We start from the raw sequence: 23,841 nt of genomic DNA on the forward strand, positions 1-23,841 counted from the left end.
TGAAAATGCCTGAATTCCTTTATGAACTGGAACTTAGGCTCTGTAAGACATAATTCCTCCTCGCAAGGTCAAAATCAGCGAACGTACAGTAATTACGCCTACCTACTTATGCCCAAACTAAGTGAGTTATTTGGGTTAGATATATTTATCAGTTAGTGGGTAAGTCTTCTTCAGGCAATAGTTCATCTATGCTGAGTACCCACGGTATACCTTTATCACCTGGAGAACTAACAGTAATTTGACCTCTGTTAGTAAATATTTTTAACATATTGGTGAATTGAGTAACAGTTCTTATGATGTTCTGATAACTTTCTATATCAGGGCAAATCATGATTAACATCAGAATTCCACTATTAATTTTGAAATACCAATGGCAAATTGACAACAAAATCCGTGTGATGCGTAGATGTAGAGCGGCTTGTTGTCAGACATCGCCCGCCAAGAAAAAGTTTTTTTTCGTTGGTTCTTCAAGTTGTCTGAACAGTATTTCACTCAATTTAATTGTCCGATGGGAAGGCAAATCATCGGGAGATAAGTACGGGTGATTTATAAGAGTTTTATGCGTTTTCAGAAATTAGGGACTTCCAAATAAAAAAATACTCAACTACTTCTTGTGGGGTAATTTATTTCTTGGAAGTCCCTTAATATTAGACAAGATTCAAATTTTCATAATTCTTGCTTTTGCGTAACAATCCACTGCAAATCTAACCACAATTGAGGATAATTTTTTTTAATTTGCGATTTAGGATCGTGTAACAATTTTGTAGCATTTACGCAAACAACTTCAACTAGCCCCAGATATTCTGCCACTTCTATCAGTAATTTTTTTTCTGCCACTACAGCAGCAATCAGTCTATCAGGACAGTAAATCCTTATATATTTGGCATGAGCGATATAGGCTCCTTTTGATTTAGAATTTAGCACTTTTACATAGCAGTAGCGGAGTAATTTCCACGCTCTTGGGTGAGCTTGTTCAATAATAAGGGTAAACTGTTGGGCTAAGTCTTCTTCGGTAATCATTACTCTCTCCATTATTATTGTTCTAAAAACTGTAATTTTATCCCATATATGCACAGTAAATGTGACATCCAATTGGGACATTGTGTGTTATGGATACCACTGCTCATCAGCTAAGTTACCAGCAGTTAGATGCACTGCGCCGCATAAGTTGGCAGGCGATCGCTCAGATGCAACTTGTTCAAGAAGTTCGCAACCGCAAACAAGCAGAAATCGAAGGAAGGCAGTTATCCCTAACCGATGAACTAACAGGCTTGCATAACCGACGTGGCTTCTTTCTGATGGCTGAACAACAGTTAAAAATTGCTCACCGGACGAAACTATTGTGCTGGGTTATCTTCATTGATTTAGATGGGCTAAAACAGATTAACGACACCCTTGGTCACGACATAGGAGATACCTTGATTGTTGATGCTACTCAATTACTCAAGCAAAGTTTTCGGAACTCGGATATTGTCGCTCGCTTGGGTGGAGATGAGTTTGTTGTTTTCATCTCTAGCTACTTTAAGGACGCTGACAGCATCCAAGCATGTTTGCAAGCAAATATCGCCAACTTTAATCAACAGCAAAACCGTAGCTATGAACTTTCGATGAGTATCGGCATAGAGCGTTACTCACCAGAAAGCAATATGTCGCTAGAACAATTAATCGCCAAGTCTGATAAATTAATGTACGCTCATAAGCGTCTCAAGCAGCAATCTATTGCCTGAAGGTAACTGCTAATTTACCACTTGGCTGCCATGACTGCGAGGATCGTCTTGATTAGCCGTTGGTGCTACTGGGGCTGAAAATTTAGAAACTTTCCCGCTAGCTTGAGCATAAGGGAGAGACGAACCAGTAACTAAAGCTTCTAAGTTGCTAGCCATAATCGTCCGGGGTTGATCGCCGATCGCTTGGGCTATGGTTTCCCCTTGCTGGCTCAAAAATACAAAATGGGGAATCCCATCTACCCGATATTTCAACATCTCTGGTAGCCACTTAGTATTATCCACATTCAGCATCACAAAATTCATCTTCTCAGCATACTTTGTTTCTAGTTGAGTGATATCTGGTGCCATTTTCTGGCAGACAGTACACCAATCAGCATAAAACTCTACTAAAGATGGTTTGCCGTTGCTGATTGCTACATCTAGCGGTGTGGACGTATCACTTAACTTGGCTAGAGTTGCTGAGGTTGTTTCAGTTCGCAATCCGAAGACGAGGGCAACGCTAAGGGCGATCGCTACCATTACAATTAAAAAGTTTCTCAAACGCTTCCCTAAGTTGGATTCAGACTTATCGGCAGAATTAACAGGTGAATCAGTACTCATAACAAAATTATTAAAACTTATTAAGCAATTTCTTCTTTAGTCTAGCTGACTCCAGCCGCTCTTAAATACGTAATTTCATCTTGTAAATGGGTATTACAAATAAGTACTTTAGATGAAATAGGTTTTCAAAGATGATTTTAAGCTTCAGAAATATCAGTGCGGTGTGTGCCGTATTTTTATTAGTCAGCTTTAGCAGCTTTCACAAGTCAGCCATCGCCACTGTAAATAAGCAGTCTCAATTGATAGCACAGCAGAGTAAAACCCAGCCACACCCAATTTTTAAATCTCTTTTGCCCAAATTAAACCAGAAAACTCAGATTCGTATTTTATTGCCGAGGTTTATTCCTGAATCAGATAGTGAAAATTCAATTTACGCGATTATAGAAGCTGCTACACAAAAAAAGTACGAAATTTTACTGGGTTTCACTCCCGACTGTAATGGTGCTTCTGCCTGTCGTTTGGGCGTTGTTACGGCTGAAGCCATAACCCGCAAAACACCCCGTCTGACTGGGAAAAGTGTATCCTTAGCTAAGGGAATCACTGGCTATTTTGTAGATTTTACTTGTGGTGCTGGTTGCTCAGATGCTACTTTGACTTGGAGACAACAGGGTGTGCAATATGTTGTTGGTTTAAAAGCAGGCGATCGCACTTCTTTGGTAAAAATGGCTAATTCTGCGATTAACTAATTCTGGAAGTTTCAGTAAAAAGATTTTCTAGGAACAGATAGAGGTTGATATTTAAGGAAATCATCATGGTAATATCAACTTTTGTTTGCTCTATTATCTTGTATTAGATGAATAATTGATGGCACTAAAGAAACAACTATAATTAATCCAATAATCGGTAATAAATACTTATCTACCTGTTCAGGTGGCAGAGATTTTCCTAAGAAAAACCCTAAGATGGTGATGCCGAATGTCCAAAGAAAGCCACCGATTAAGTTGTAAGACATAAATGTGCGATAATGCATCGCCCCAATCCCAGCCACAATCGGTGCAAAAGTCCGTACAATAGGTAAGAAACGTGCTAAAACAACCGTCTTTTTACCGTGCTGCTCATAAAAGTTTTGGGTTTTAACAATATGTTTTTTGTGAAATAACCATGAATCTTCCTTATTAAATAGTCTTCTGCCAAATTTATGCCCAGTAAAATAGCCAACATTGTCACCTAAGACTGCACAAACAAAAGCACCAAAAATCAGAACCCAAATGTTCAGTAAATTCTGAGATGCGACAAATCCAGCAGTGAACAATAAACTATCCCCCGGTAGGAAAAAACCAATTAACAAGCCAGATTCAGCAAAGACAATCGCCCAGACTCCAAAATAGCCGAGTGATTTAATCAGTTGTGGTAAATCCAGATGCATAGAATTTTTTACATTTCAACAATAGATCCACAACATCTTAACGTTTAGCAATTTTCCTGAATAAAAAGTAATATTAAATTAACGTAAAGTTATTGTGTAATCTGGGGAAATGTAATTATAGATGGCATATTTTATGTTATATGTGCAGGATGCAAAGGTATTTGAAAGTACTAAGACTATTTTGGAGTGCTGCGATCGCAGCTGAGTTAGAATATCGGATTAACTTTTTCATAGCTACCCTCAGCAGCTTGGGAAATCTTGCGGGCAGCCTCTTTGGACTATTCTTGTTTTACCGGACTGGTTATACTTTTAGGGGCTGGTCATGGGAAGCAGCTTTAGTAGTTCTAGGAATTTTTACCTTACTACAAGGATTTTCTGCTACTTTTCTGGCGTCGAACTTGAATCGCATTGTCCGCCATGTCCAAGAAGGCACTTTGGACTTTATATTATTAAAACCTATCCGCAGTCAGTTTTGGCTTTCCACCCATACCCTTTCACCTTGGGGGCTGCCGGATCTAATTTTTGGTAGTATTATTATTGGCTACGCAGGTAAACGCCTTGGTGTAGGCATAGACGACTATCTACTTGCTGCGCTGCCGTTATTCTTCAGCTTGGTGATTCTCTACAGCCTGTGGTTTATGCTGGGAGCGATGAGTATCTGGTTCGTCAAAATATACAACGCTACCGAAGTATTACGTGGTTTGTTAGAAGCTGGAAGATATCCGATCGCAGCATATCCTACAGCTTACCGTTTTTTCTTCACCTTTATAATGCCAGTAGCCTTTTTAACTACTATACCAGCCCAAGCGCTACTGGGACGGAGTGAAATAAGCTGGTTGATAGGTGCGGCAATATTGGCAGTAGCATTATTTTTCGCTTCCACTTGGTTTTGGCGATTTGCGTTACGGTTTTATACCAGTGCTTCGAGTTAAAAAGCTACAGCAGCGCCTTTCGACTAATGTCGAATAACTAATTATTTGTCGTTATAACTAATTTGGGTATTCTAATTGATTTAAAGTATTAAATATAATAGTTGAAGCAGCCCGAAGCATTAATTCTGATCGAGTCTGCTTAAATGTCAGCTTTAACATAAGTTAGACTTGATTAATAATGGCGCTTCAACCAAATTATTATCGGGGCAATTCATGAATTGCCCCGACGGATATGTTGAAGAAACTTTAATATTATTTCTCTTGGTTTCTCGTCAGAAATAACAAAACTTGCCAAGACGTTTAAATCTAAATTTGGTAGAAATTCACTTTTTGATATGGACTCATATTTATCACCACGCAGAGAATATAATGAAAACTGATTATTCTGCCAAAACCAAACCTCCGGTACTCCTAAACCTTGATAAATAACTAAATCATCAATTCCCCCACTTGTTACAATCACCTCAATAGCAAGATCGAGAACAGGTTTTTCCGAATCAAAACAATAACACTCATCTGGCTCTATTCCTCTAGCGGCTGTTTGTTTTCTAAAAGTAGTCGAGCCTAAAGGATAAAAATCAATACCAGTCTCTAAAAAATAGGCTTCTAGTAATAAAGCAATAATCTTTTTATTAAACTGATGACGACGGCTAGGGGACATTATTTCTAAAGTACCTTCTAAATATTTCAAGCGATAATGAGAATTATTTGGAACCCCTTGTAATAGTGTCTCATATATATCCCAGCTAATCCCATTCATCAGTAAGATTTGGTCAGAATCAAGATTTTTTAATGCTGACTGACTAATTAATTCTTCTAAGCGGCTAAACTTTTCTAGTAAACCTAACATTATCACTGCTCCAAAATTGCCTTAATCTCTGCCATGATTTCAGCTACACGCCTATCTTTCTCTAAGATATCAGCCACTAATTGTTCTGCGGGTAAATGCTCAAAATCTTGCTGATTATTTGGGTTTTTGCGGTCAAGATTATAAATCGCCCAGTAAATTGAAGAGGTGGTTGCTGTCAGCAACCACCTCTTCCGCCTTCATAATGATTATCATTATTGCTTAAATATGTACTCTTGATTTTTGTTGAGTAATTTATTCCTTGGAAGTCCCTAAAGTCATTCACAAACTTGCTAGTTTTGTCAACTCTGTTTGCCAATCTTCATCATGCCGTAGAGTAAGGATATGGTAACTGGTGTTGTGCTTGAGATTATCCCGTTCAATTTGGTCTTGCTTGCGTTTTTCAGGTCTATCATGAACTGAACCGTCGCAGAAAACAGCAATGCCATCTTCTTTATAAAGAAAATCTGGCTTACAATTTGACTCTGGAATCAATTTTTGTGCAGTATCGGGTAATTTATATCCCCCGTGATAAATTTCATCTAAAACTACGCGCTCAAATTCCGAATTTGGATCTGTTTGTTGCAGAAGTTCTTGATACTGTTCATCACGACATATTCCTTCTATCTGCACTGTACTGTTTTGCAGTTCCTCAAGTAAGGGTTTGATGAAATGGCGATTTATCAAAGCATGGTCGAACTGGTTGCGGTAAGAAAGCAAGCATTCATAGCAAGCTTGAACACAGCTATCTTTAGTTACTTGGAAATGACAAATATCTAAAGCTGCATCGGCTATTTTTTGAAAAGAATCAGGTTTTTCTAATAGTTGAGAAAGGATACCTGTACCGCCTTCCGTAGCCTCCGAGAACAGCAAATATTTTCCGTCTCCCAGGCGTTCGGAGTCGAGTTCATCGGCTTCTAATTTGTACACTGCTTGGATGGCAGTTTCCAAGACATATTGCAGAGTGGCAATAAAAGCTTCTCTTTCGTCTGCGGGTAGACCTAATGGTTCAACAACCAGAATATTGCAGGTGTTTTTCACCATTAAATTAACGTCAGTGTGAATGCTATCTTTTGCTGAGTCGTTTTTGGCATCACCCCAAATACCAGTTTTGATATCAAGTTTAAATCCTCGTTCCTCGCTTTTTTTCTTGTTCAGTCCGCGATTAATATGCCAGATATCTGCTGTAGCACCGTAAGTTAAACGCAATAATTCTGTGCCATCGGCGGTTTTTACTGTTGCTGATTGGCATTTTTGCTTATCGTAACGGAAGTGGGTGGTGATGTTGTAACCGTACTTGAGGCGTTCTTCTTCGTCGCAGGTAATGTCCACCACTTCGGCTTTAGCGGTGTAAACAGGGCTATATCCAAGACTTCGTACCAGCGTCACCCACAATTCGCGGGTGACGCTGGTAGCGGTATCATCTGCATCCAACCTATCTAATTGCCGTTGAAATGCTGCCCAATAAGCTTTAGCATCACCCCAAGCGATCGCAATTTCATCTGCTAGTTTGTCGCTTTTACTAAAACCAAAATCCTCTGGTGCTTGCCGTTTCAGATTACCCGCCAGTAATTCAGCAGTCATATCTGCTGCTAACAAATTACCTTCAATCTGAACGCCTGTTAAAGTAATCCTTGCTACACTCATCTCTCACACCTAATCTTCAATATTTTCTAAAAAATTACGAATTACGAATTACGAACTACGAATTTTTCCAGGCTGGAGAATATAAACGCCTAGAATGTCCATCGGTAGCTGGGGTTTAACCTGAATCTGCCCTTCTTGGGTGATGGCTCTGACTCGTCGATGTGATTGGGAGAGAGAATGCGATCGCTCTCTAGCAAATAGTTCTAAATCAGACTCAAACTCTGTAATTTTACTGATTAAGTCTTCAATTTCCGCCTGTTTGATGCCTGGAGGCGCATCACCCACTGGGTTAGCGGTTTCCAGCAAAGATTTTGCTTCCTCTGGTGTCAACCAGATGGGATTAGATGGAGGGCTAGTAAATCCAACTACTGCACACTCTTCCGCCAGCAAACTTTGGTGTTTTGGGCTGTTTAATAAATGCCGTAGCCGCAATAACAGCAAAGTCGTGCGCTTGGTGACAGTATCCGTCGTAGTAAAACCACACCGTGCTGCTATAGGGTCTTGATTATTTGAGAGCGCATCTTCAATAATGTGACGCGCTAACCCTTCTACCAATGGGTGATTCCGTCCTACATATTCCACCCCTTCTGGTGCAGGGGTTGTAAAGCTAAACAAGCGCGGCTTATCCCCTAGTGCTGGCTGGAGAAAATCAGGAATTGTGGACAGTAACCAACCTTGTTTTTTCTTGGTTAACGAACAAGATAGACGATTAGCGGCCGACAACACGAACCGTTGCACATCCTGTTCACTACCTAGAATTTGCTCAGATTCAATTAATTCTTGCTCAACTTCCGCAGGTTTGATTGAGCGTTGAGCGAAGCGAGTACGGCTAATCTTTTCTCGCTCTACTGCTTTGTCCCAATTTTTATGGACTTGCTCAACAGCAGATTCCTGTTCATCTAACAAATCCAATAGAGAGAATTACACCGCATCGTTAGCGCGGTCAAATAAAGATTTAAAAACAGCTTCCGACACCGTAGTGCTGTCCATTGGTACGGGAACAGTAATTCCCAAAGTCTTGTGAATTTGTACAGCTTTGCGAATTAGCACCTCCAAAACTGCGCCATCCACCGGATTATCTGAACCGTAAAGTAACAAGGTTTTTACTTGACTTGCAGTTTGACCATAGCGGTCAATACGTCCTTCCCGTTGTTCCAAACGATTGGGATTCCAGGGTAAATCGTAGTGAATCACCGCACTGAAGTGAGATTGCAGATTTACCCCTTCACTTAAGCAGTCAGTAGCTACTAAGACTCTTTGAGGATATGACTTTAACTCTTGCAGGCGAATTTCTCGTTCATCTTCTGAAAGTTCCCCAGTAATAGCAATGACTCGAATTTGACTGCCTTTCTTCTCTAGCTTTTGCTTGAGAGCATCAGCAACATAATTTGCTGTAGCAATATAGCGACACCAGATAATCGGGTTAAAACCTTCTGAAAGCAGCGTTTGTATGGAAGCAATACATGATTGTAATTTCTCTGTAAAAAATGGGTTGATATGTCCGGGGGTACAGAAAAGCCTGCATAGCCTCTCTCTCCGAAGCAACTGGGCTAAGTCCAAGGACTATAGGTAATTGGGGTTCCAACTTTCAGAAACGCCCAAATTATGTAGCGCATATTTTACGAATGGCGGATAAACTCAACCAAATCAAAAAAATAGTCTTACCTCCTGACTTCCCTCAAGAATAATTTACTCGTGATTCGTGACTAAAATACTTGTGCTAAGAGCAGATATTTCTTAAGTTAAGGTCAATCAAAAAATGCCTCGACCCAGAGTGCGATCGCACTGTTGCCAAGTTTACCCAGGATAAAAATCAGCAATCCAAAATAAAAAAAGGCAAGAAGACCAAAAAAAAGAAAGAAGATTCTTTAGATACTACAGATAAAACACTTTTTGATGGATTATTTGATGCTTACGATAAAACGGATGACTGCCTATCTAAGTGTGCTTTTGCCTATCTGCTAAAAAATAACTGTCAGGTCAATCAAGATGATGAAGACCTCGATAAATATACTAAATTGACTCTAAAAAAGAGCCAACGCGACATTAATTTGCGAATGTACACTATTCGACAACTAAAAATCGGGATGACTGGATTCGAACCAGCGGCCCCTTCGTCCCGAACGAAGTGCGCTACCAAGCTGCGCCACATCCCGGCATAAAAATGCCATTATTTAAGAATATCACAACCCGTGCCAAATTACAGAATTACATCTAAACCGCGTCTATCTTGAAACCTGTAGTTCTTCAGTGATGAAAAGGATTTGCCCTCATCCCCCAACCCCGAATCCCAAAATTGGGATTCGGGGAGCCAGAATTTCAAAGTCCCTCTCCCATATCTGGGAGAGGGATTTAGGGTGAGGGCAAAAACTACGGTTCTCAACTTAGATGAGGTTTATATCTATCCGATCGCTTCACCCAAGGCTTTGCTTGCTACGATTAAATTTGTATAACTCTAGTGATAAAAGCAGATTGTGACTGTAAAACCAGACTGGTTGCGGGTAAAAGCACCTGGGCGTGAGCGCATCGGTAACGTTAAAGATATTTTGCGGGATTTAGCCCTCAATACAGTTTGTGAGGAAGCATCCTGTCCGAATATTGGTGAATGCTTCAATGCTGGGACTGCCACATTTTTAATTATGGGGCCGGCTTGTACACGCGCTTGTCCCTACTGCGATATTGATTTTGAGAAAAAACCCAAACCACTAGACCCCACAGAACCTGAACGACTAGCAGAAGCTGTTCGCCGCATGAAACTTAATCATGTTGTGATCACTTCTGTAAACCGAGATGACTTGCTTGATGGTGGTGCGTCTCAGTTTATAGCGTGTATTAATGCGGTTCGCACTGTTTCACCAAACACCACAATTGAGGTACTAATTCCTGACTTGTGCGGTAGTTGGAATGCTCTAGAGTTGATTCTACAAGCTGCGCCAGAGGTATTAAACCACAATACAGAAACGGTTCCCCGCCTCTATCGCCGGGTGCGTCCCCAAGGAAGCTACGATCGCACATTAGAATTATTGCACCGCTCTCGCCAAGTTTCTCCTAACATATACACTAAATCCGGTATTATGGTTGGACTCGGTGAAACTGATGCCGAAATTCGCCAGGTTATGCAAGACTTGCGAACTGTCGATTGCGACATTTTGACAATTGGGCAATACCTCCAACCCAGTCAAAAACACTTGCAAGTAAATGAATTTATCAACCCAGAACAATTTGCTGCTTGGAAGGCATTCGGCGAAGAAGTCGGATTTTTACAAGTTGTTTCTTCACCATTGACAAGAAGCTCATATCATGCAGAACAAGTCAGAGAATTAATGGAACGTTATCCCCGCACCCAATTTTAGATTTTAGATTTGTTCTTGCGTTTAAATTCGGGCAAAACTCTTGGAGATGCTGTTCGCATTCAGACCTTTTTAAATTTTGGATTTTGAATTATTCAATTCTAAAATCCAAAATTTAAAATCTAAAATTCGGTGAATTAAGACGATGGGGCGATGGGAGACTGTTGATTAATGACTAATCCAAAAATTGTAGCAATTCTTGGTGCAGGTGCTTGGGGTGCATCTCTAGCAAATCTCGCCGCAGCAAATGGTCATCAGGTGCGCGTGTGGTCGCGTCAAGGTTCCCAAATAGAAGCAGTTTTAAAAGATGTCCAAATAGTTTTGTCCGCTATCTCAATGATTGGTGTGAGGGATGTTGCTTCCCAAGTCCAGTCTTTTCCCCTTTCTCCAGAGACAATTTTTGTCACAGCCACGAAAGGCTTAGACCCCCAAACCACCTGTACACCTTCGCAAATTTGGCAAACAGTATTCCCTAACCATGCAGTGGTTGTTTTGTCTGGGCCTAATTTATCTAAAGAAATTCAAATGGAATTACCCGCAGCCACGGTGGTAGCGAGTAATATTCCCACGGCTGCGGAAATAGTGCAGTTAGTATTTTCTTCTGGGCGTTTCCGGGTATATACCAATCCCGATCCTTTGGGGGTGGAATTGGGGGGAACACTGAAAAATGTGATTGCGATCGCAGCCGGTGTGTGCGATGGTTTACAACTAGGAACCAATGCCAAAGCTGCTTTAGTCACCCGTGGGCTTACAGAAATGGTTCGCATCGGTAACAACTGGGGTGCAAAGACAGAAACATTTTATGGTTTATCAGGTCTAGGAGATTTGTTAGCAACATGCAATAGTCCCTTAAGTCGCAATTACCAAGTCGGCTATCAGCTAGCTGGTGGTAAGTCACTTACAGAAACTCTCGAAAATTTACAAGGAACTGCTGAAGGAGTGAACACTTGTCGGGTTTTGATGCAACGAGCCAAGCAACAAAGCATTCCGGTTCCAATTACTGAGCAAGTTTATCGTTTACTTCAGGGTGAAGTCACACCTCGACAAGCGCTTGATGAACTGATGCTGCGAGATATCAAGCCAGAGTACAACTACTAGTAGTCTGTCAAGTTGAAATTGCCAGGTTAAGCCTACTATGCAAGAGGACGCGGGGACACGAGAGAGTATTTAATATACTTCTTTGCGTTTTCTATCTCCGTGTCAAGAGAATTTTTGCCGTTAATACTAATCACTTTCCCAATATCTATTAGCTCTACTTATACCTGAATAATCCTGAGAAAAAATTAGGAAATCGTCAGGATATTACTTTTATAGCCATGTAAATGTGACTATGCCAATTATAAAGATGACATTCACTGAAGGATGTTTATACTGTGTTATAAAAATCACCTTTAAAACCTATCAAGGTTGAAATGTTAACTAAGTAGTTGAAATATTGAAAACCTAGCTGCCGATTTGAATAGCTATTGGTTCAATCAAAAGTTTATCAGCCGATTAACTTCAGTAATGCTGTATCCAATCAAACCCTTACAGTTAATTTCCAAAAAAATTGTAATGGAACGTTCAACCATGTTAGTTCATCGTAAATCACGGGAACAATAGCAACAGTTGAATAGCTGACCGTAATCTAAGCTGACCGTAATCTATTGTTACCTGGAGCCATTGAGACGATCTTTATGCCAGCAACATCTTTTTATGCAGACGCCCCCTACAACACCAAAAAGTCTAGCCAGGCTTTGGACTCGGATCTCACGGTTGATGACAGTGAGTTATCGGTAGATGATTTACAGGAGCTAGAGATGGCTTCTGCTGACAATGCTAACTTTGCTGCTAACACTAACCGTCGGAGTACAGACCTAGTACGTCTATATCTTCAAGAAATTGGTCGGGTTCGCTTGTTAGGGCGGGATGAAGAGGTTTCAGAAGCTCAAAAAGTCCAGCGTTACTTGCGGATGCGGATAGTGCTTGCTAACGCCGCAAAGCAAGGAGATGAAATAATTACGCCCTATCAGAGGTTAATTGAAGTTCAAGAACGTCTGACCTCAGAACTAGGACATCGCCCGTCTTTGGAAAGATGGGCTACGACTGCTGGCGTAATGATATCTGATCTCAGACCGACTTTGGCAGAAGGCAAACGTCGCTGGGCTGAAATTGCCAAGTTGACTGTAGAAGAGTTGGAGCAAGTTCAGTCCCAAGGACTCCAAGCAAAAGAACACATGATTAAGGCTAATCTTCGCCTAGTTGTGTCTGTTGCCAAGAAGTATCAAAATCGCGGTTTGGAATTGTTGGATTTAGTCCAAGAAGGCACACTTGGTTTGGAGCGAGCTGTAGAAAAATTTGACCCCACTAAGGGTTATCGCTTCAGTACTTATGCTTACTGGTGGATTCGTCAGGGAATTACCCGGGCGATCGCTACTTCTAGTCGCACGATCCGCCTCCCTGTCCATATTACCGAAAAGTTAAACAAAATCAAAAAGGCTCAACGCAAAATTGCTCAAGAAAAAGGTCGCACCCCAACTCTAGAAGATTTAGCAACTGAGTTAGAGATGACACCGACCCAAGTTCGAGAAGTTTTGTTGCGGGTGCCTCGCTCCGTTTCTTTGGAAACCAAAGTAGGCAAAGATAAAGACACTGAGTTAGGCGAATTACTCGAAACTGACTGTGTAACCCCAGAAGAAATGTTAATGCGCGAATCTTTACAAAGAGATTTGCATCATCTTTTATCAGATTTGACTAGCCGGGAACGCGATGTAATTTTGATGCGGTTTGGCTTGGCTGATGGTCATCCTTACTCTTTAGCAGAAATTGGCCGCGCTCTCGATTTATCACGCGAACGAGTTCGACAAATTGAATCCAAGGCTTTGCAAAAGCTACGTCAACCCAAACGCCGCAACCTCATCCGCGACTATTTGGAATCTCTAAGTTAACGTGAGCTTTCAACGAAGGGCATTCGTTATGCTTTAAGAGAAACAATCTAGTTTCCTAAAAGTTTGACGAACCTCTTCCTGCTTTGAAGAACAAAAACCTCACCCTGTCCTGACGGACATCCCTCTCCAAAGCATCGGAGAGGGAAAGGTTTTGCATAGCAGAACCAGGGTGAGGTTTCTTTAGGCTATTTGATCCCACATTCCGCACTTCAAAATGTATTATCTATCTTTTCAATAAAAATTCCTAATAATGTTCAAATTATTAAGTATTAATATTGAATACCATTGGCGATTTATGTTGTTGATTTAACCATTTTTTTCCACCTATGGGAAATCTACGCATATTACACGATGAAGTGCGGAAAGTCGGTTTGATAACCTGTAAATTGCCTCAAGAGAGACTTGTAGCAAATTATTTGCATTTAATTGGAGAAAAGTTTCCCTAGACCTTTGCTCAAATATCTTGAAGGCGGGGATCAACTAAGCAATTCAAAATTAACTTATGTAAAATTCAAAGTCAAGGGATGCAATCGTTACAAATATCCTAACTATTAGCTGTATGCAAATTAAATGCAATACAGCTTATTACTTGATTTTTGCTTAACATTTGATGAATTGTTCTTAAATATTTAGGATATATTCTCAATAGACAATGATTGTTGCAAATTGCTCCCAAGATTTGTTATATTCTCAATTAACGAGCTTTGTTGAGAAATATTAGTATGACTGTCTACACAACTACTTCACTCAAGGCAGAACTGAATGAACGAGGCTGGCGATTAACTCCCCAGCGCGAAACAATTTTACACATTTTTCAAGAACTTCCGCAAGGTGAACATCTAAGTGCGGAGGATCTTTATCATCGGCTAGAAACTGATGGTGAAGGGATCAGTCTGTCAACTATTTATCGGACTTTGAAGTTGATGGCAAGAATGGGAATTTTACGGGAACTAGAACTGGGCGAGGGACATAAGCATTATGAAATCAACCAGCCCTATCCCCATCATCACCATCACTTAATTTGTGTTAGATGCAACTCTACTATTGAGTTTAAAAATGACTCAATTTTAAAAATTGGCTCAAAAACCGCTCAAAAAGAAGGTTTTCACCTGCTGGACTGTCAAATGACCATCCATGCAGTGTGTCCCAAGTGCCAACGGGCGCTGATGCCGCTTTAGCACTTGGGTGGGTAATTAAGACGAAACTACTCAAATTAACCAAATAAGGGGAATTTTGAGCAGTTCGTAATTTGTTGTTACTGGAGGCAAGCAACCAGTTGAGGCCTGATACTAACAATGCCAAAGCGGATGTTAAAAGCGTCCGCTCTTAAGATCCTTGAGGCTGATGCCGTAGAATTCTTGGGCTTGTTTAATTGCTTTTTTGGTGTCATCTGCCATCACACCGTTCAGCTTGCCTTTATAAAAACCCCGCTCCCGTAGTCGCGTTTGGATTTCTAAGGTATTAAATTCGCTTTTGCTAGTAGTATTAACTGAGTTATATAACTTAGCTCGGGTAGTTGGGCCAGCAACACCACTTGCTGACAAGTAATTAGCTGCCTGGAATCTCCCTACAGCATCGGCAGTGTAAGGGCCATAGTAGCCATTTGGCTCTCCCTCTAAATATCCTGCCCGGATTAATTGTTCTTGAAGTACTCTAACTGGTTCACCGCGATCGCCTACACGGAATTTATCTCGATTGACCACCTTTGTGGGAGCCTCTTCTCCATCACCAATGCCAGTTCCTGGCAATTTCGCTAATGTTGCTGGGCCAACAACTCCATCAACACTTAATTTGTAAGAATCTTGGAAGCGCTTGACAGATTCTTCGGTAATTGGGCCAAATATTCCTGTGGCGTTCCCGTAATAAAAGCCTGCGACTCTTAAGCGTTCTTGCAAACCTCTGACATCTTGACCTTCATCCCCCTTAGCAAGGTAATTAGGATTGCGGCGCTTGCTGGTGGCTGAACTAGCTGAACTAGTAGTGCTAGGCTTTTTGGCTTGTGTATTTACAGCAGTGGACTTTTTAGTTTGTGTAGCTGTAGTTGTGGGCTTGTTCGCTTGCCAACTTTCTAATTTTTGCAGGGTGTTTGCGCCAACAATGCCGTCCACTGGTAAACCAGCGGCCTTTTGGAAGCGCTGCACAGCTTCTTGTGTGGATGCGTCATATACTTGGGTAACAGAAGATTGGTAAAAACCTGCTGTTTTCAACTTTTGTTGTAGACTTCTGACAGAAGGGCCTTGATCGCCTTTTTCTAGTGCCATGACGCTGCTGACGGCGCCAAGAATAGATAAAGAGAGAGCAAGGGGCAACATATACTTCCAAGCCCTACCTGAAAGCCGTTTCCAGTCTGGTGCAGCTGCGTCCTTAAACAAGGAACTGAGGGAGACCAATTGACTGGGTGTGCTGTCTTCGTAGGCGAAAGCTAGGTGCAAATACGCAAGATTTTCCATATTTGTTTCCTACACCATTGATTTTTCTTCGATCACTGCTTCAGCTTGATGTACTAGGTTCCTCAAAGCTTCTAATGTTCCTATATTTACATCCTCCCACAAATTGCGCTTGTGTGCTTCTAATAATTTTTCTGCAATATCACGCAGTGCATAAGGGTTCTTTTCTTGAATAAATTCCGAGACTACCGGATCGAGCAAGTAAGCTTCTACTATGCCTTGATACATATAATCTTCGACACATTTAGCTGTTGCATCGTAGGCGAATAAAAAATCTACCGTCGCCGCCATTTCAAAGGCTCCTTTATATCCGTGGCGCATGACTCCTGCAATCCACTTGGGATTAACTACGCGAGAACGATACACCCGGGCGATTTCTTCTTTGAGTTGGCGGACTCGTGGTTTAGCGGGTATGGAATTATCACCAAAATAAGTTTCGGGATTTTTCCCCTGTAGAGAACGCACCGCCGCAGTTAAGCCGCCCTGAAATTGGTAATAATCATCAGAATCTAGTAAGTCGTGTTCACGGTTGTCTTGATTATGTAGGACAACTTGCATTTGGGATAAGCGTTGCTTGAAGGCTTCGGGGGATGAGGGAGTAATGGGAGCAATATCTCCCCCTGCTCCCCCTGCTCCCCCTGCTCCCCCTGCTTCTGCTCCCGATGAGTAGGCGTAAGAACTCCAGTTGATGTAGGCGCGGGCTAAATCTTCGTCATCTGCCCAGTTTTGCGATTCGATTAAACCTTGGAGTCCTGCGCCGTAAGCACCTGGGCGAGAACCAAAGATGCGATAGCGCGATCGCACCACGGCTTGTTCTAAAGTTAATCCTTGGCTTGTCCACAAATCAGTTTCTTGGCGAACTGCATCGGCGAGGGGATTTTGTTCTGGCGGTTCATCTAAGTCTGCTACTGCTGACACTGCTTGAGCGAATAAGTCAATTAAGTTAGGAAAAGCATCCCGGAAGAATCCCGAAATTCGCAAGGTAACATCTACACGAGGACGCCCCAAAATCGCTAGGGGCAAAATTTCAAAATCCACTACTCGCCGCGCTGCACCATCCCAGACTGGTTGGACTCCTAGTAAAGCTAAGGCTTCGGCTATATCATCACCGCCTGTTCTCATGGTGGCTGTTCCCCACAATGACAAACCTAGTGTTTTGGGGTACTCACCATGTTCTTGAGTGTAATATTCTACCAGGGTTTCGGCGGCTTTTCTGCCGATATCCCAAGCTGTTTCTGTGGGAATGGCGCGAATATCGACAGAATAAAAGTTTCTCCCTGTTGGTAGAACTTCCGGGCGGCCGCGTGTGGGTGCGCCAGATGGGGCGCTTGGGACGTAACCGCCATCGAGTCCATGTAATAAGTGAGTGATTTCTTGGGGGGTTTGTTGTAAGGCGGGAAGGAGGCGATCGCGTATCCAGTTAAGGACAATGGGGAGTGGGGAGTTGGGAGTTGGGAGTGGGGAGTTAGGAGTTATAAGTTGTTCTACTAGGAGGGCGGCGTGTTCTTCTAGGACTTCGACGATATCACCAAGGGTACGGCATTCTGTGCCATTGACGATTGAGTATTCACCGCTAGGCATTGACAAATCGGCTGTGAGGGGGTCGAAATCTAGTCCCCAATGTTGAGCTATGGCGCGGGTGATACCTGAAGAATGGCGATTGGGGATGCGAGCGATCGCTACTATTAAATCCCTCAATTGCCTTCCTTGGGGACATTGCCCAAAAATATGCAAACCATCGCGGATTTGGGCTTCTTTCAATTCACATAGATAGCCACCGATGGAATTCAAGATTAAAGATTCAGAATTAAAAATTTCTGTTTCATTTTGGATTCCTAAATCTAAATGGAGATTTTCTTTGATTACCAATTCGTGGATGCGATCGCGAATAACTGGTAAACGCGAAGGATCTAAACTATCGGCTTCATAATATTCATCAATTAAATTTTCTAATTGTTGCAAAGAACCGTAGAGTTCCGCACGAGTCATCGGCGGGGTGAGATGATCTATAATCACCGCTTGAGCGCGACGTTTAGCTTGGGAACCTTCCCCAGGATCATTCACAATAAACGGGTATAAGTGGGGAAGTGCGCCGAAAGCCACTTCTGGATAACAATTACTAGATAAAGCCACACTTTTGCCGGGTAGCCATTCTAGATTTCCGTGTTTCCCTACATGAACTACAGCATCAGCACCAAAACATTCTCTTACCCAATAATAGAAAGCTAAATAAGCATGGGTTGGTTCTAAATCCGGTGCATGATAATTCAAACTGGGGTCATTATCATAACCCCTTGCTGGCTGAATTCCCACAAAAACGTTGCCGAGTTGAATTCCAGGAACAGCCCAATTTTGAATTTTAGGTCGCACCAAAGGTGCGCTTCCAGCGCAACTTGGATTTTGGATTGAATCTAAAATTGGTTTATCCCACCGTTGAGTGATACCTTGCTGAACTGCTGGCGGTAATGAAGCGAAATACTTTTGATACTCTTGCCAAGAAACACTTTGGTATACTGGAAGCCATTCTTGACCTTCTGGATCATTGGTTACGCCATCTGTCAAGCGTTGAATCAACTCATCTCCTTGAGCCGGTGGATTTTCTACTTCATACCCAGCCTGATGTAAAGCTTGCAGGATTTCTACACAACTAGCTGGGGTGTCGAGTCCTACACCATTGGCGAGGCGGCCATTGCGGTTGGGGTAGTTTGCCAAAATTAGGGCTATTCGCCGTTCTTGGGGGGGTTTGGAACGCAGACGCGCCCAATTTGCTGCTAGGTTAGCAACAAACTCAATGCGATCGCTAACTGGTTCATAAATTACTACATCTGTCTCTAGATGCGGATTACGAGTTTGTACGGCTTTAAAAGATACAGCACGAGTAATAATCCGCCCATCTACTTCTGGTAGCGCCACATTCATCCCAATATCGCGGGGAGAAAGCCCTTGAAACTGTGACTCCCACTGCTCAATTGATCCGCCACTGAGGATTACTTGCAATACAGGCACATCTAATTTTTCCCATAGTTCAGTTTGGGGTGTTTCGCTTTCTAACCGTGCTAGAGAAAAACTGGTGGTATTTAGCAGCACAGCTATTGAATCCGCATCTTTGGGTTGAAAAAATTCACTCAACTCAACTTGCACATCCGGTTCACGCAATGAAGAAACAAACACTGGCACTGGTTGTAAATTTTTTTGTACCAAAGCTTCGCATAAAGCATCAATTACCTTGGTATTTCCCGCTAAATAATGAGCGCGGTAGAAAAGGATGCCAATTTTTGGCATGGGGCATTGGGCATCGCTTCGGCTTCGCTCAGGGCAAGTGGGTATTGGGCATTGGGCATTAGTTATTCTTTCTCCCCCTGCCTCCCCTGCCTCCCCTGCCTCCCCTGCCTCCCCTGCTTCCTCATCCCCTACTCCCCGCTCCCGAGTCCCCACTCCCCATTCATACAATCCCACACGCCCAACTGGACGGGGTAACGGCGGATTGTATGTAGTTGACAAGCAACTGTCGGAGATAAATTGCAGAGCATTGACGAAATTTTCTACGCCGCCTTCGCTGAAATACTGCCATACTTGATTAACAATATTCACAGGTACGGTAGACTGAGAAATTAAGTCGGGATCAAAAGCGTCGTCCCCTGGCATTACAATAAGGGTTCTACCATTACGTTGCACAATTTCTTGCACTACTTCTAAACCATAACTCCAGTAGGAACGTCCTCCTAACAGGCGCAAAATAATTACTTGGGCAAGTTCCAAAACTTGCTCACCATAAGTATCTATGGTTAACTGTTGCTGTAACTGCAAGACATTGGCGACTCTTAATCCCGGAAAGCTTGTAGGTAATTTTGTCACCGCAACTGCCAAAGTTTGAATGTCGGTATCAGCAGCCGTAATCAACACGAAAGGCGCTGGAGTTTGTTCTATAAAAATTAAACCCTCTGACTGATTCCATCCACCCGATATGCTACTTGTACGATGCATAATGCTGTATTACCGTCTTAAACTATTGGTTATTGCATAATCAAAACAAACTTTTTCCCTCCATTCAGCCCCCTCTTACCAGTAATGATTTAAAATGCTTAGTTCTCCTAATTTGAGCTTTTCTCGAACCTTGCCTATTGTTGTATTTAATCAGCTTGGGGAATTGTTAGAACAGATGGCTCAAACGGTGGGAAGTGCCGCTCTGATACTGACACAAGCTGTGTTAATGCGGATTTGCATACCTGGGGAATGGCAAAGGCAAAGGTTTACGTTGGTGGTTTCTGAGCAGTTTAGTGCGCTGTTGGTAGGAAACTTAGGGCAGGGGGAGCGGGATGAGGGGGAACAAGTACCCACTCAGGACTTAGCACTCAATGCTAGTTTGACATTTAATTTAGAGGCGATCGCAACATTTGTCTACGAATTGAGAGACTTGTTTGAGTGTGATTCCTCTACTTACAAAAATCTCGAAGGCTATCGCCAAATTATTCGCCCTAATGATGCCACGCTCCAAAGTCAGTTCTCACTGTTGTTATTAGAATATCTCCTAACTCAGCCAAACCAAGAAATAATAGCACCTCTAAGCTCAACTGCGCCGACAGTTTATATCTCTGACTCAGTGGAAGATGTCTTAAAAAAACAGATTTCCCAAGAACGGTTGTTAAATCAGGTAACAACGCAGATCCGCAAAAGCCTGGATTTGCCAGTAATTATGGCAACAGCAATTACACAAGTGCGTGAGTTTCTGGAATTATACAGAAGGGGATGAGGGCTATCAAGGTTTTTGCACCTGACGGGATGCTCCCCTAAATTTTTTATTTTGAGGCTAGGCTAATTAGCATTTTTTCAAAAATTCTTAACACATGTTCCTCTCCATTGTCTCTACTGAAAATAGTATAATTTGGGTGAGAATTGATTTCAATTAACCAATATTGGTTATCTCGATCTAAGACTATATCTAAACCACCATAATCAAGGTCTAATTCTTCAAGAATTGGTTTAGCAAAATTAGCAATATCTGACAATATCTGTGGATCGTTGATATACTTTGCTTTTGCACCATTCCAGTGCAGAGGGCTGAGATTCCCTGCAAACTCTGCATTACTTATATCTTTTTCATACAGCAAAAGTAACTCTTTATTTAAGAAAACCGCTCTATATTCAGATTTTATTTGAATAAATTCTTGAGCGATCGCAACGTAATCATACTTTTTATAATTTATATTAAAAATCTCTTTTAAAGCAGTTTCAATTTCATCTGTATTTTGGCATAAAAACACGTTATGTCCACTAGAACCAGAATTTCTTTTAACAATAACAGGTGTTTCAAATTTATCTTTTATTTCTACTATAATATCTGGAAAACTTGGAAATTTTAAATAATTTTTATACTGGAGATCGCAAAAAGGGGAAAGAAAACCTACTGTCCGAGGAAGTTTAACCTTTTGCTTTAAAATATGGTAAGTGTATTCCTTGTCTTTTATAATTTTTGCTACTGCTTGATTAATTAAGGGAGTACTATAGTTACAAAAATAATGGTGTTTATTATTGAGTTTAATTTTGATTAAGTTTTCAGCAGGTTGAATAATTTCATAGCTGATGTTTAAGTTTTCACAAGCTTGGAGCAATAGCGAAACATTATCTAACATAATTACTTGAAGTGAAATGTCAAAATTACGAATTAGGAACTTGTATTGAGCAACTTATGCCAAGCGTTGCCGAGGTAAGCCGAAATATTACGAACTTGTACTGAGCGACTTGTGCCAAGCGTTGCCGAGGTAAGCCGAAGTATTACGAATTATTTTAACTTGCAGTTTGCCGTTTAAAAATTACTATATCAGTACCAACAACTGGGCTACGCGCTATCAGCCTATTTTGGGAGTCGATAATTTCTAAATGGGTAAAATCAAGTTCTTGAGAGCGTTGTAATATTTCAGCAGCTAGTTTGTCCTGCTGAGATTCTTTGAGAGTGTACCAATCGTCACTAATTTTGACTGTAAGATTGCTGGTGCGGAAGTTGGCTTGAATTGACTTTATCAGACCAGAGGCAATGCGATCGCTAATTTCGGCTACCTGATTTTCAATAGCCGCAATCAAGGCTTGTTCTGGTGTTAATTCTATGGCTGGCGTTGGCGTGGGAATTGGTTCTGGTTCCGGCGTTGGTGGCGGAGTTTGTACTTCTGGCGGTGGCTGTGGCGGCTGTGGTTCGGGTGCAACTGACTCAGGGGGAGTAGTTATGGTTGGTGTCGGTGTTGGTGCAGGAACTTCTTCAACGGGTGGAACTGTTGCGATTTCAGTAGGTTTACCAGTAAAAACACTCGCAGTTGTCCAAAGCAGAATTACAGCAATTCCAGTAACAATTCCAGTCATTGCTGTATCTGATAACTTTGTTGACAAATTTGATGGTAAAAACAAACGGATTGTCCTTAACAGTCCACCCCACCACAACTGAAACTGCTGCAAAAAACTGGGTTTTTCCACAGTACCAGGTGGGGGTGCTGTTTCCAGTTTCTCCACGGTGACTTCTAAAACCCCAATTGTCCCTTGAAGAAGTTGGATAATTTTAGCCTTCCAAAATGGCTGAACTCTCTGGTAAGGTTTTTGGGGAGGTTGAGTTACTTGCTTATCCGTCGGTTTTGACTGATTGTCTTGTGACATGGAACTTTCACCAAAAGCAGCGAATCAAAGACAAACAAAGTACATTATTACTGGTGCTGCCTTCTTTTGCCTTAATGTATCACTACATTGCACATTGCTTCAGCTAATCTGACTATTTGTTAAATTTGGTGAGTTATGAACCTAAAACGCCGTCAATTTTTATTTTTAAGTAGCCTCAGCGCCATTGGTGCAGGATTTTTAGGCTGGATGTTAGCTCGTCAAAATCATCAAACTGCTGATATTACTGATTCAACAACAGCTATAGCCGCCAACCCAGCTAAAAAAGACTTGTTATTACGTTTTGTGTCTGTAGCTGATACGGGGACTGGGGCTAAAGGACAGTATGCTGTGGCTGGAGCAATGAACGCATATCACAAGCGAAATCCTTATGATTTAGTTGTTTTAGCTGGAGACAACATTTACAACAACGGCGAAATTGAAAAAATTGGCGAAGTTTTTGAGCGTCCTTATCAAGCTTTGCTCAAGCTTGGTGTGAAATTTCAGGCTTGTTTAGGTAATCACGATATTCGGACTGAAAATGGCGATCCACAAGTCAAGTATGCTGGCTTTAATATGAAGGGACGTTACTATACATTTAAACGTAATCAAGTACAATTTTTCGCTTTAGATACTAATAGTAATGCTGATTGGAAAAACCAGCTAACTTGGTTAGAAAAAGAATTAAGTCTTAGTAATGCTCCTTGGAAAGTTGTATTTGGTCATCATCCCATTTATTCATCGGGACAGTATGGGAGTAATCCAGATTTTATTAAAACTTTCACTCCTCTCTTTCAAAAATACGGCGTTCAACTTTACATCAATGGTCACGAACACAATTATGAACGCACTCGTGCTATTGATGGTACAACTTATTTAATTTGTGGCGCAGGTGCTGGCAATCGTCCTGTAGGGCGTTCTGAGTGGACAAAGTATTCTACGAGTGATTTAAGTTTTGCCTCTTATGAGGTGTATAAAGATAGAATAGAAGTAAGTGCGATCGCTACTGATAATCGCGTTTTTGATAAAGGCATTATTCAATTAAAATCAGCTTAGTTACATGACTACAGTTGAGCAACTAAAACATTACCTTGAGAACCAAAATAAGCCAAATATGTGATAGTCAGGGGGGCTTTTAGCCCCTGGATTCATCCGTGGGGAATGCGTTACATCGGGTTATAACCGACTTTCCGCACTTCATCGTGTAATATGCGTAGATTTCCCATAGGTGGAAAAAAATGGTTAAATCAACAACATAAATCGCCAATGGTATTCAATATTAATACTTAATAATTTGAACATTATTAGGAATTTTTATTGAAAAGATAGATAATACATTTTGAAGTGCGGAATGTGGGTTAT

21 protein-coding genes and 1 tRNA gene are annotated in these 23,841 nt (G+C 41.5%); 9 read left to right on the forward strand and 13 right to left on the reverse strand.

Annotated features, from left to right (window positions below):
* Positions 1-666: 666 nt before the first annotated feature.
* The gene (locus tag V7K32_RS16945) at positions 667-1,020 is read right to left on the reverse strand and encodes a hypothetical protein (RefSeq protein ID WP_334994997.1); all 354 of its coding nucleotides are present in this window, start codon (positions 1,018-1,020) and stop codon (positions 667-669) included.
* An 89-nt stretch (positions 1,021-1,109) separates the two neighbouring features.
* Here V7K32_RS16945 and V7K32_RS16950 point away from each other — a divergent pair, with 89 nt between their 5' ends.
* Positions 1,110-1,727, forward strand: a complete 618-nt coding sequence (locus V7K32_RS16950; protein WP_334994998.1) for a GGDEF domain-containing protein — start codon at positions 1,110-1,112, stop codon at positions 1,725-1,727.
* Positions 1,728-1,736: 9 nt separating this feature from the next.
* On the opposite strand, the gene V7K32_RS16955 is transcribed toward V7K32_RS16950, so the two are convergent.
* The gene (locus V7K32_RS16955; RefSeq protein WP_334994999.1) at positions 1,737-2,327 is read right to left on the reverse strand and encodes a thioredoxin family protein; all 591 of its coding nucleotides are present in this window, start codon (positions 2,325-2,327) and stop codon (positions 1,737-1,739) included.
* Positions 2,328-2,458: 131 nt separating this feature from the next.
* Between V7K32_RS16955 and V7K32_RS16960 the strand changes: the two genes are divergently transcribed.
* Complete coding sequence (locus tag V7K32_RS16960; RefSeq protein WP_334995000.1) at positions 2,459-3,013, forward strand: hypothetical protein; 555 nt, start codon at positions 2,459-2,461, stop codon at positions 3,011-3,013.
* Between the two features lie 74 nt (positions 3,014-3,087).
* Here V7K32_RS16960 and V7K32_RS16965 read toward each other — a convergent pair whose 3' ends face one another.
* Entirely contained in the window at positions 3,088-3,693 is a 606-nt protein-coding gene (locus V7K32_RS16965; protein ID WP_334995001.1) for a DedA family protein, read from the reverse strand.
* Positions 3,694-3,842: 149 nt separating this feature from the next.
* Here V7K32_RS16965 and V7K32_RS16970 point away from each other — a divergent pair, with 149 nt between their 5' ends.
* The gene (locus V7K32_RS16970) at positions 3,843-4,625 is read left to right on the forward strand and encodes an ABC transporter permease (RefSeq protein ID WP_334995002.1); all 783 of its coding nucleotides are present in this window, start codon (positions 3,843-3,845) and stop codon (positions 4,623-4,625) included.
* A gap of 211 nt (positions 4,626-4,836) precedes the next feature.
* On the opposite strand, the gene V7K32_RS16975 is transcribed toward V7K32_RS16970, so the two are convergent.
* The 6 genes from V7K32_RS16975 to V7K32_RS17000 form a co-directional block, all read right to left on the reverse strand.
* Positions 4,837-5,475 carry a Uma2 family endonuclease gene (locus V7K32_RS16975; RefSeq protein WP_334995003.1) on the reverse strand — a complete coding sequence of 213 codons (639 nt, stop codon included), beginning with the start codon at positions 5,473-5,475 and terminating at the stop codon, positions 4,837-4,839.
* A gap of 2 nt (positions 5,476-5,477) precedes the next feature.
* Positions 5,478-5,657, reverse strand: coding sequence for a hypothetical protein (locus V7K32_RS16980; protein ID WP_334995004.1), 180 nt, complete (start codon positions 5,655-5,657; stop codon positions 5,478-5,480).
* A 97-nt stretch (positions 5,658-5,754) separates the two neighbouring features.
* Positions 5,755-7,119: a DUF1998 domain-containing protein gene (locus tag V7K32_RS16985; protein ID WP_334995005.1), complete on the reverse strand. Its 1,365-nt coding sequence runs from the start codon at positions 7,117-7,119 to the stop codon at positions 5,755-5,757.
* A gap of 48 nt (positions 7,120-7,167) precedes the next feature.
* Positions 7,168-8,031 (reverse strand): hypothetical protein, encoded by an 864-nt coding sequence (locus V7K32_RS16990; RefSeq protein ID WP_334995006.1) that lies wholly within the window; start codon positions 8,029-8,031, stop codon positions 7,168-7,170.
* 9 nt (positions 8,032-8,040) lie between these two features.
* Positions 8,041-8,664, reverse strand: a complete 624-nt coding sequence (locus V7K32_RS16995; protein WP_334995007.1) for a helicase-related protein — start codon at positions 8,662-8,664, stop codon at positions 8,041-8,043.
* Positions 8,665-9,201: 537 nt separating this feature from the next.
* Positions 9,202-9,275: transfer RNA gene (locus V7K32_RS17000), tRNA-Pro, on the reverse strand.
* Positions 9,276-9,593: 318 nt separating this feature from the next.
* On the opposite strand from V7K32_RS17000, the gene lipA reads away from it, so the two are divergent.
* The 4 genes from lipA to V7K32_RS17020 all read left to right on the forward strand — a co-directional run bounded on the left by lipA (position 9,594) and on the right by V7K32_RS17020 (position 14,574).
* Complete coding sequence (gene lipA, locus V7K32_RS17005) at positions 9,594-10,472, forward strand: lipoyl synthase (protein WP_334995008.1); 879 nt, start codon at positions 9,594-9,596, stop codon at positions 10,470-10,472.
* A 168-nt stretch (positions 10,473-10,640) separates the two neighbouring features.
* The gene (locus V7K32_RS17010) at positions 10,641-11,567 is read left to right on the forward strand and encodes an NAD(P)H-dependent glycerol-3-phosphate dehydrogenase (protein ID WP_334995009.1); all 927 of its coding nucleotides are present in this window, start codon (positions 10,641-10,643) and stop codon (positions 11,565-11,567) included.
* 578 nt (positions 11,568-12,145) lie between these two features.
* Positions 12,146-13,396 (forward strand): RNA polymerase sigma factor SigC, encoded by a 1,251-nt coding sequence (gene sigC, locus V7K32_RS17015; RefSeq protein ID WP_334995010.1) that lies wholly within the window; start codon positions 12,146-12,148, stop codon positions 13,394-13,396.
* Between the two features lie 722 nt (positions 13,397-14,118).
* Positions 14,119-14,574, forward strand: a complete 456-nt coding sequence (locus tag V7K32_RS17020; RefSeq protein ID WP_012407750.1) for a Fur family transcriptional regulator — start codon at positions 14,119-14,121, stop codon at positions 14,572-14,574.
* Positions 14,575-14,706: 132 nt separating this feature from the next.
* Here V7K32_RS17020 and V7K32_RS17025 read toward each other — a convergent pair whose 3' ends face one another.
* Together V7K32_RS17025 and cobN are read right to left on the reverse strand one after the other, a co-directional pair.
* The gene (locus tag V7K32_RS17025) at positions 14,707-15,846 is read right to left on the reverse strand and encodes a peptidoglycan-binding domain-containing protein (protein ID WP_334995011.1); all 1,140 of its coding nucleotides are present in this window, start codon (positions 15,844-15,846) and stop codon (positions 14,707-14,709) included.
* A 9-nt stretch (positions 15,847-15,855) separates the two neighbouring features.
* Positions 15,856-19,827 (reverse strand): cobaltochelatase subunit CobN, encoded by a 3,972-nt coding sequence (cobN, locus tag V7K32_RS17030; protein ID WP_334995012.1) that lies wholly within the window; start codon positions 19,825-19,827, stop codon positions 15,856-15,858.
* A 94-nt stretch (positions 19,828-19,921) separates the two neighbouring features.
* On the opposite strand from cobN, the gene V7K32_RS17035 reads away from it, so the two are divergent.
* On the forward strand, positions 19,922-20,593 hold the full coding sequence (locus tag V7K32_RS17035; RefSeq protein WP_442938760.1) for a hypothetical protein: 672 nt from the start codon (positions 19,922-19,924) through the stop codon (positions 20,591-20,593).
* 46 nt (positions 20,594-20,639) lie between these two features.
* Here the strand turns inward: V7K32_RS17035 and V7K32_RS17040 are convergent, their stop codons facing one another.
* The gene (locus tag V7K32_RS17040) at positions 20,640-21,473 is read right to left on the reverse strand and encodes an ATP-grasp domain-containing protein (protein ID WP_334995013.1); all 834 of its coding nucleotides are present in this window, start codon (positions 21,471-21,473) and stop codon (positions 20,640-20,642) included.
* A gap of 154 nt (positions 21,474-21,627) precedes the next feature.
* A complete protein-coding gene (locus V7K32_RS17045; RefSeq protein WP_334995014.1) occupies positions 21,628-22,482 on the reverse strand; it encodes a hypothetical protein in 855 nt (284 codons plus the stop codon).
* Positions 22,483-22,617: 135 nt separating this feature from the next.
* Between V7K32_RS17045 and V7K32_RS17050 the strand changes: the two genes are divergently transcribed.
* Positions 22,618-23,535, forward strand: coding sequence for a metallophosphoesterase family protein (locus V7K32_RS17050; protein WP_334995015.1), 918 nt, complete (start codon positions 22,618-22,620; stop codon positions 23,533-23,535).
* The last annotated feature ends 306 nt before the right edge of the window (positions 23,536-23,841 follow it).

The sequence above is a fragment of the Nostoc sp. genome (genome assembly GCF_036917635.1).
Lineage (GTDB): Bacteria > Cyanobacteriota > Cyanobacteriia > Cyanobacteriales > Nostocaceae > Nostoc.

Coding starts and splice junctions, on each gene's coding strand:
- V7K32_RS16985 (WP_334995005.1), bottom strand. CDS start 7,119: ATGAGTGTAGCAAGGATTACTTTAACAGGCGTTCAGATTGAAGGTAAT.
- sigC (WP_334995010.1), top strand. CDS start 12,146: ATGCCAGCAACATCTTTTTATGCAGACGCCCCCTACAACACCAAAAAG.
- V7K32_RS17010 (WP_334995009.1), top strand. CDS start 10,641: ATGACTAATCCAAAAATTGTAGCAATTCTTGGTGCAGGTGCTTGGGGT.
- V7K32_RS16950 (WP_334994998.1), top strand. CDS start 1,110: ATGGATACCACTGCTCATCAGCTAAGTTACCAGCAGTTAGATGCACTG.
- V7K32_RS16975 (WP_334995003.1), bottom strand. CDS start 5,475: ATGTTAGGTTTACTAGAAAAGTTTAGCCGCTTAGAAGAATTAATTAGT.
- V7K32_RS16965 (WP_334995001.1), bottom strand. CDS start 3,693: ATGCATCTGGATTTACCACAACTGATTAAATCACTCGGCTATTTTGGA.
- V7K32_RS17050 (WP_334995015.1), top strand. CDS start 22,618: ATGAACCTAAAACGCCGTCAATTTTTATTTTTAAGTAGCCTCAGCGCC.
- V7K32_RS16945 (WP_334994997.1), bottom strand. CDS start 1,020: ATGATTACCGAAGAAGACTTAGCCCAACAGTTTACCCTTATTATTGAA.
- V7K32_RS16960 (WP_334995000.1), top strand. CDS start 2,459: ATGATTTTAAGCTTCAGAAATATCAGTGCGGTGTGTGCCGTATTTTTA.
- V7K32_RS17035 (WP_442938760.1), top strand. CDS start 19,922: ATGCTTAGTTCTCCTAATTTGAGCTTTTCTCGAACCTTGCCTATTGTT.
- V7K32_RS16970 (WP_334995002.1), top strand. CDS start 3,843: ATGCAAAGGTATTTGAAAGTACTAAGACTATTTTGGAGTGCTGCGATC.
- cobN (WP_334995012.1), bottom strand. CDS start 19,827: ATGCATCGTACAAGTAGCATATCGGGTGGATGGAATCAGTCAGAGGGT.
- V7K32_RS17020 (WP_012407750.1), top strand. CDS start 14,119: ATGACTGTCTACACAACTACTTCACTCAAGGCAGAACTGAATGAACGA.
- V7K32_RS17040 (WP_334995013.1), bottom strand. CDS start 21,473: ATGTTAGATAATGTTTCGCTATTGCTCCAAGCTTGTGAAAACTTAAAC.
- V7K32_RS17025 (WP_334995011.1), bottom strand. CDS start 15,846: ATGGAAAATCTTGCGTATTTGCACCTAGCTTTCGCCTACGAAGACAGC.
- V7K32_RS16955 (WP_334994999.1), bottom strand. CDS start 2,327: ATGAGTACTGATTCACCTGTTAATTCTGCCGATAAGTCTGAATCCAAC.
- V7K32_RS17045 (WP_334995014.1), bottom strand. CDS start 22,482: ATGTCACAAGACAATCAGTCAAAACCGACGGATAAGCAAGTAACTCAA.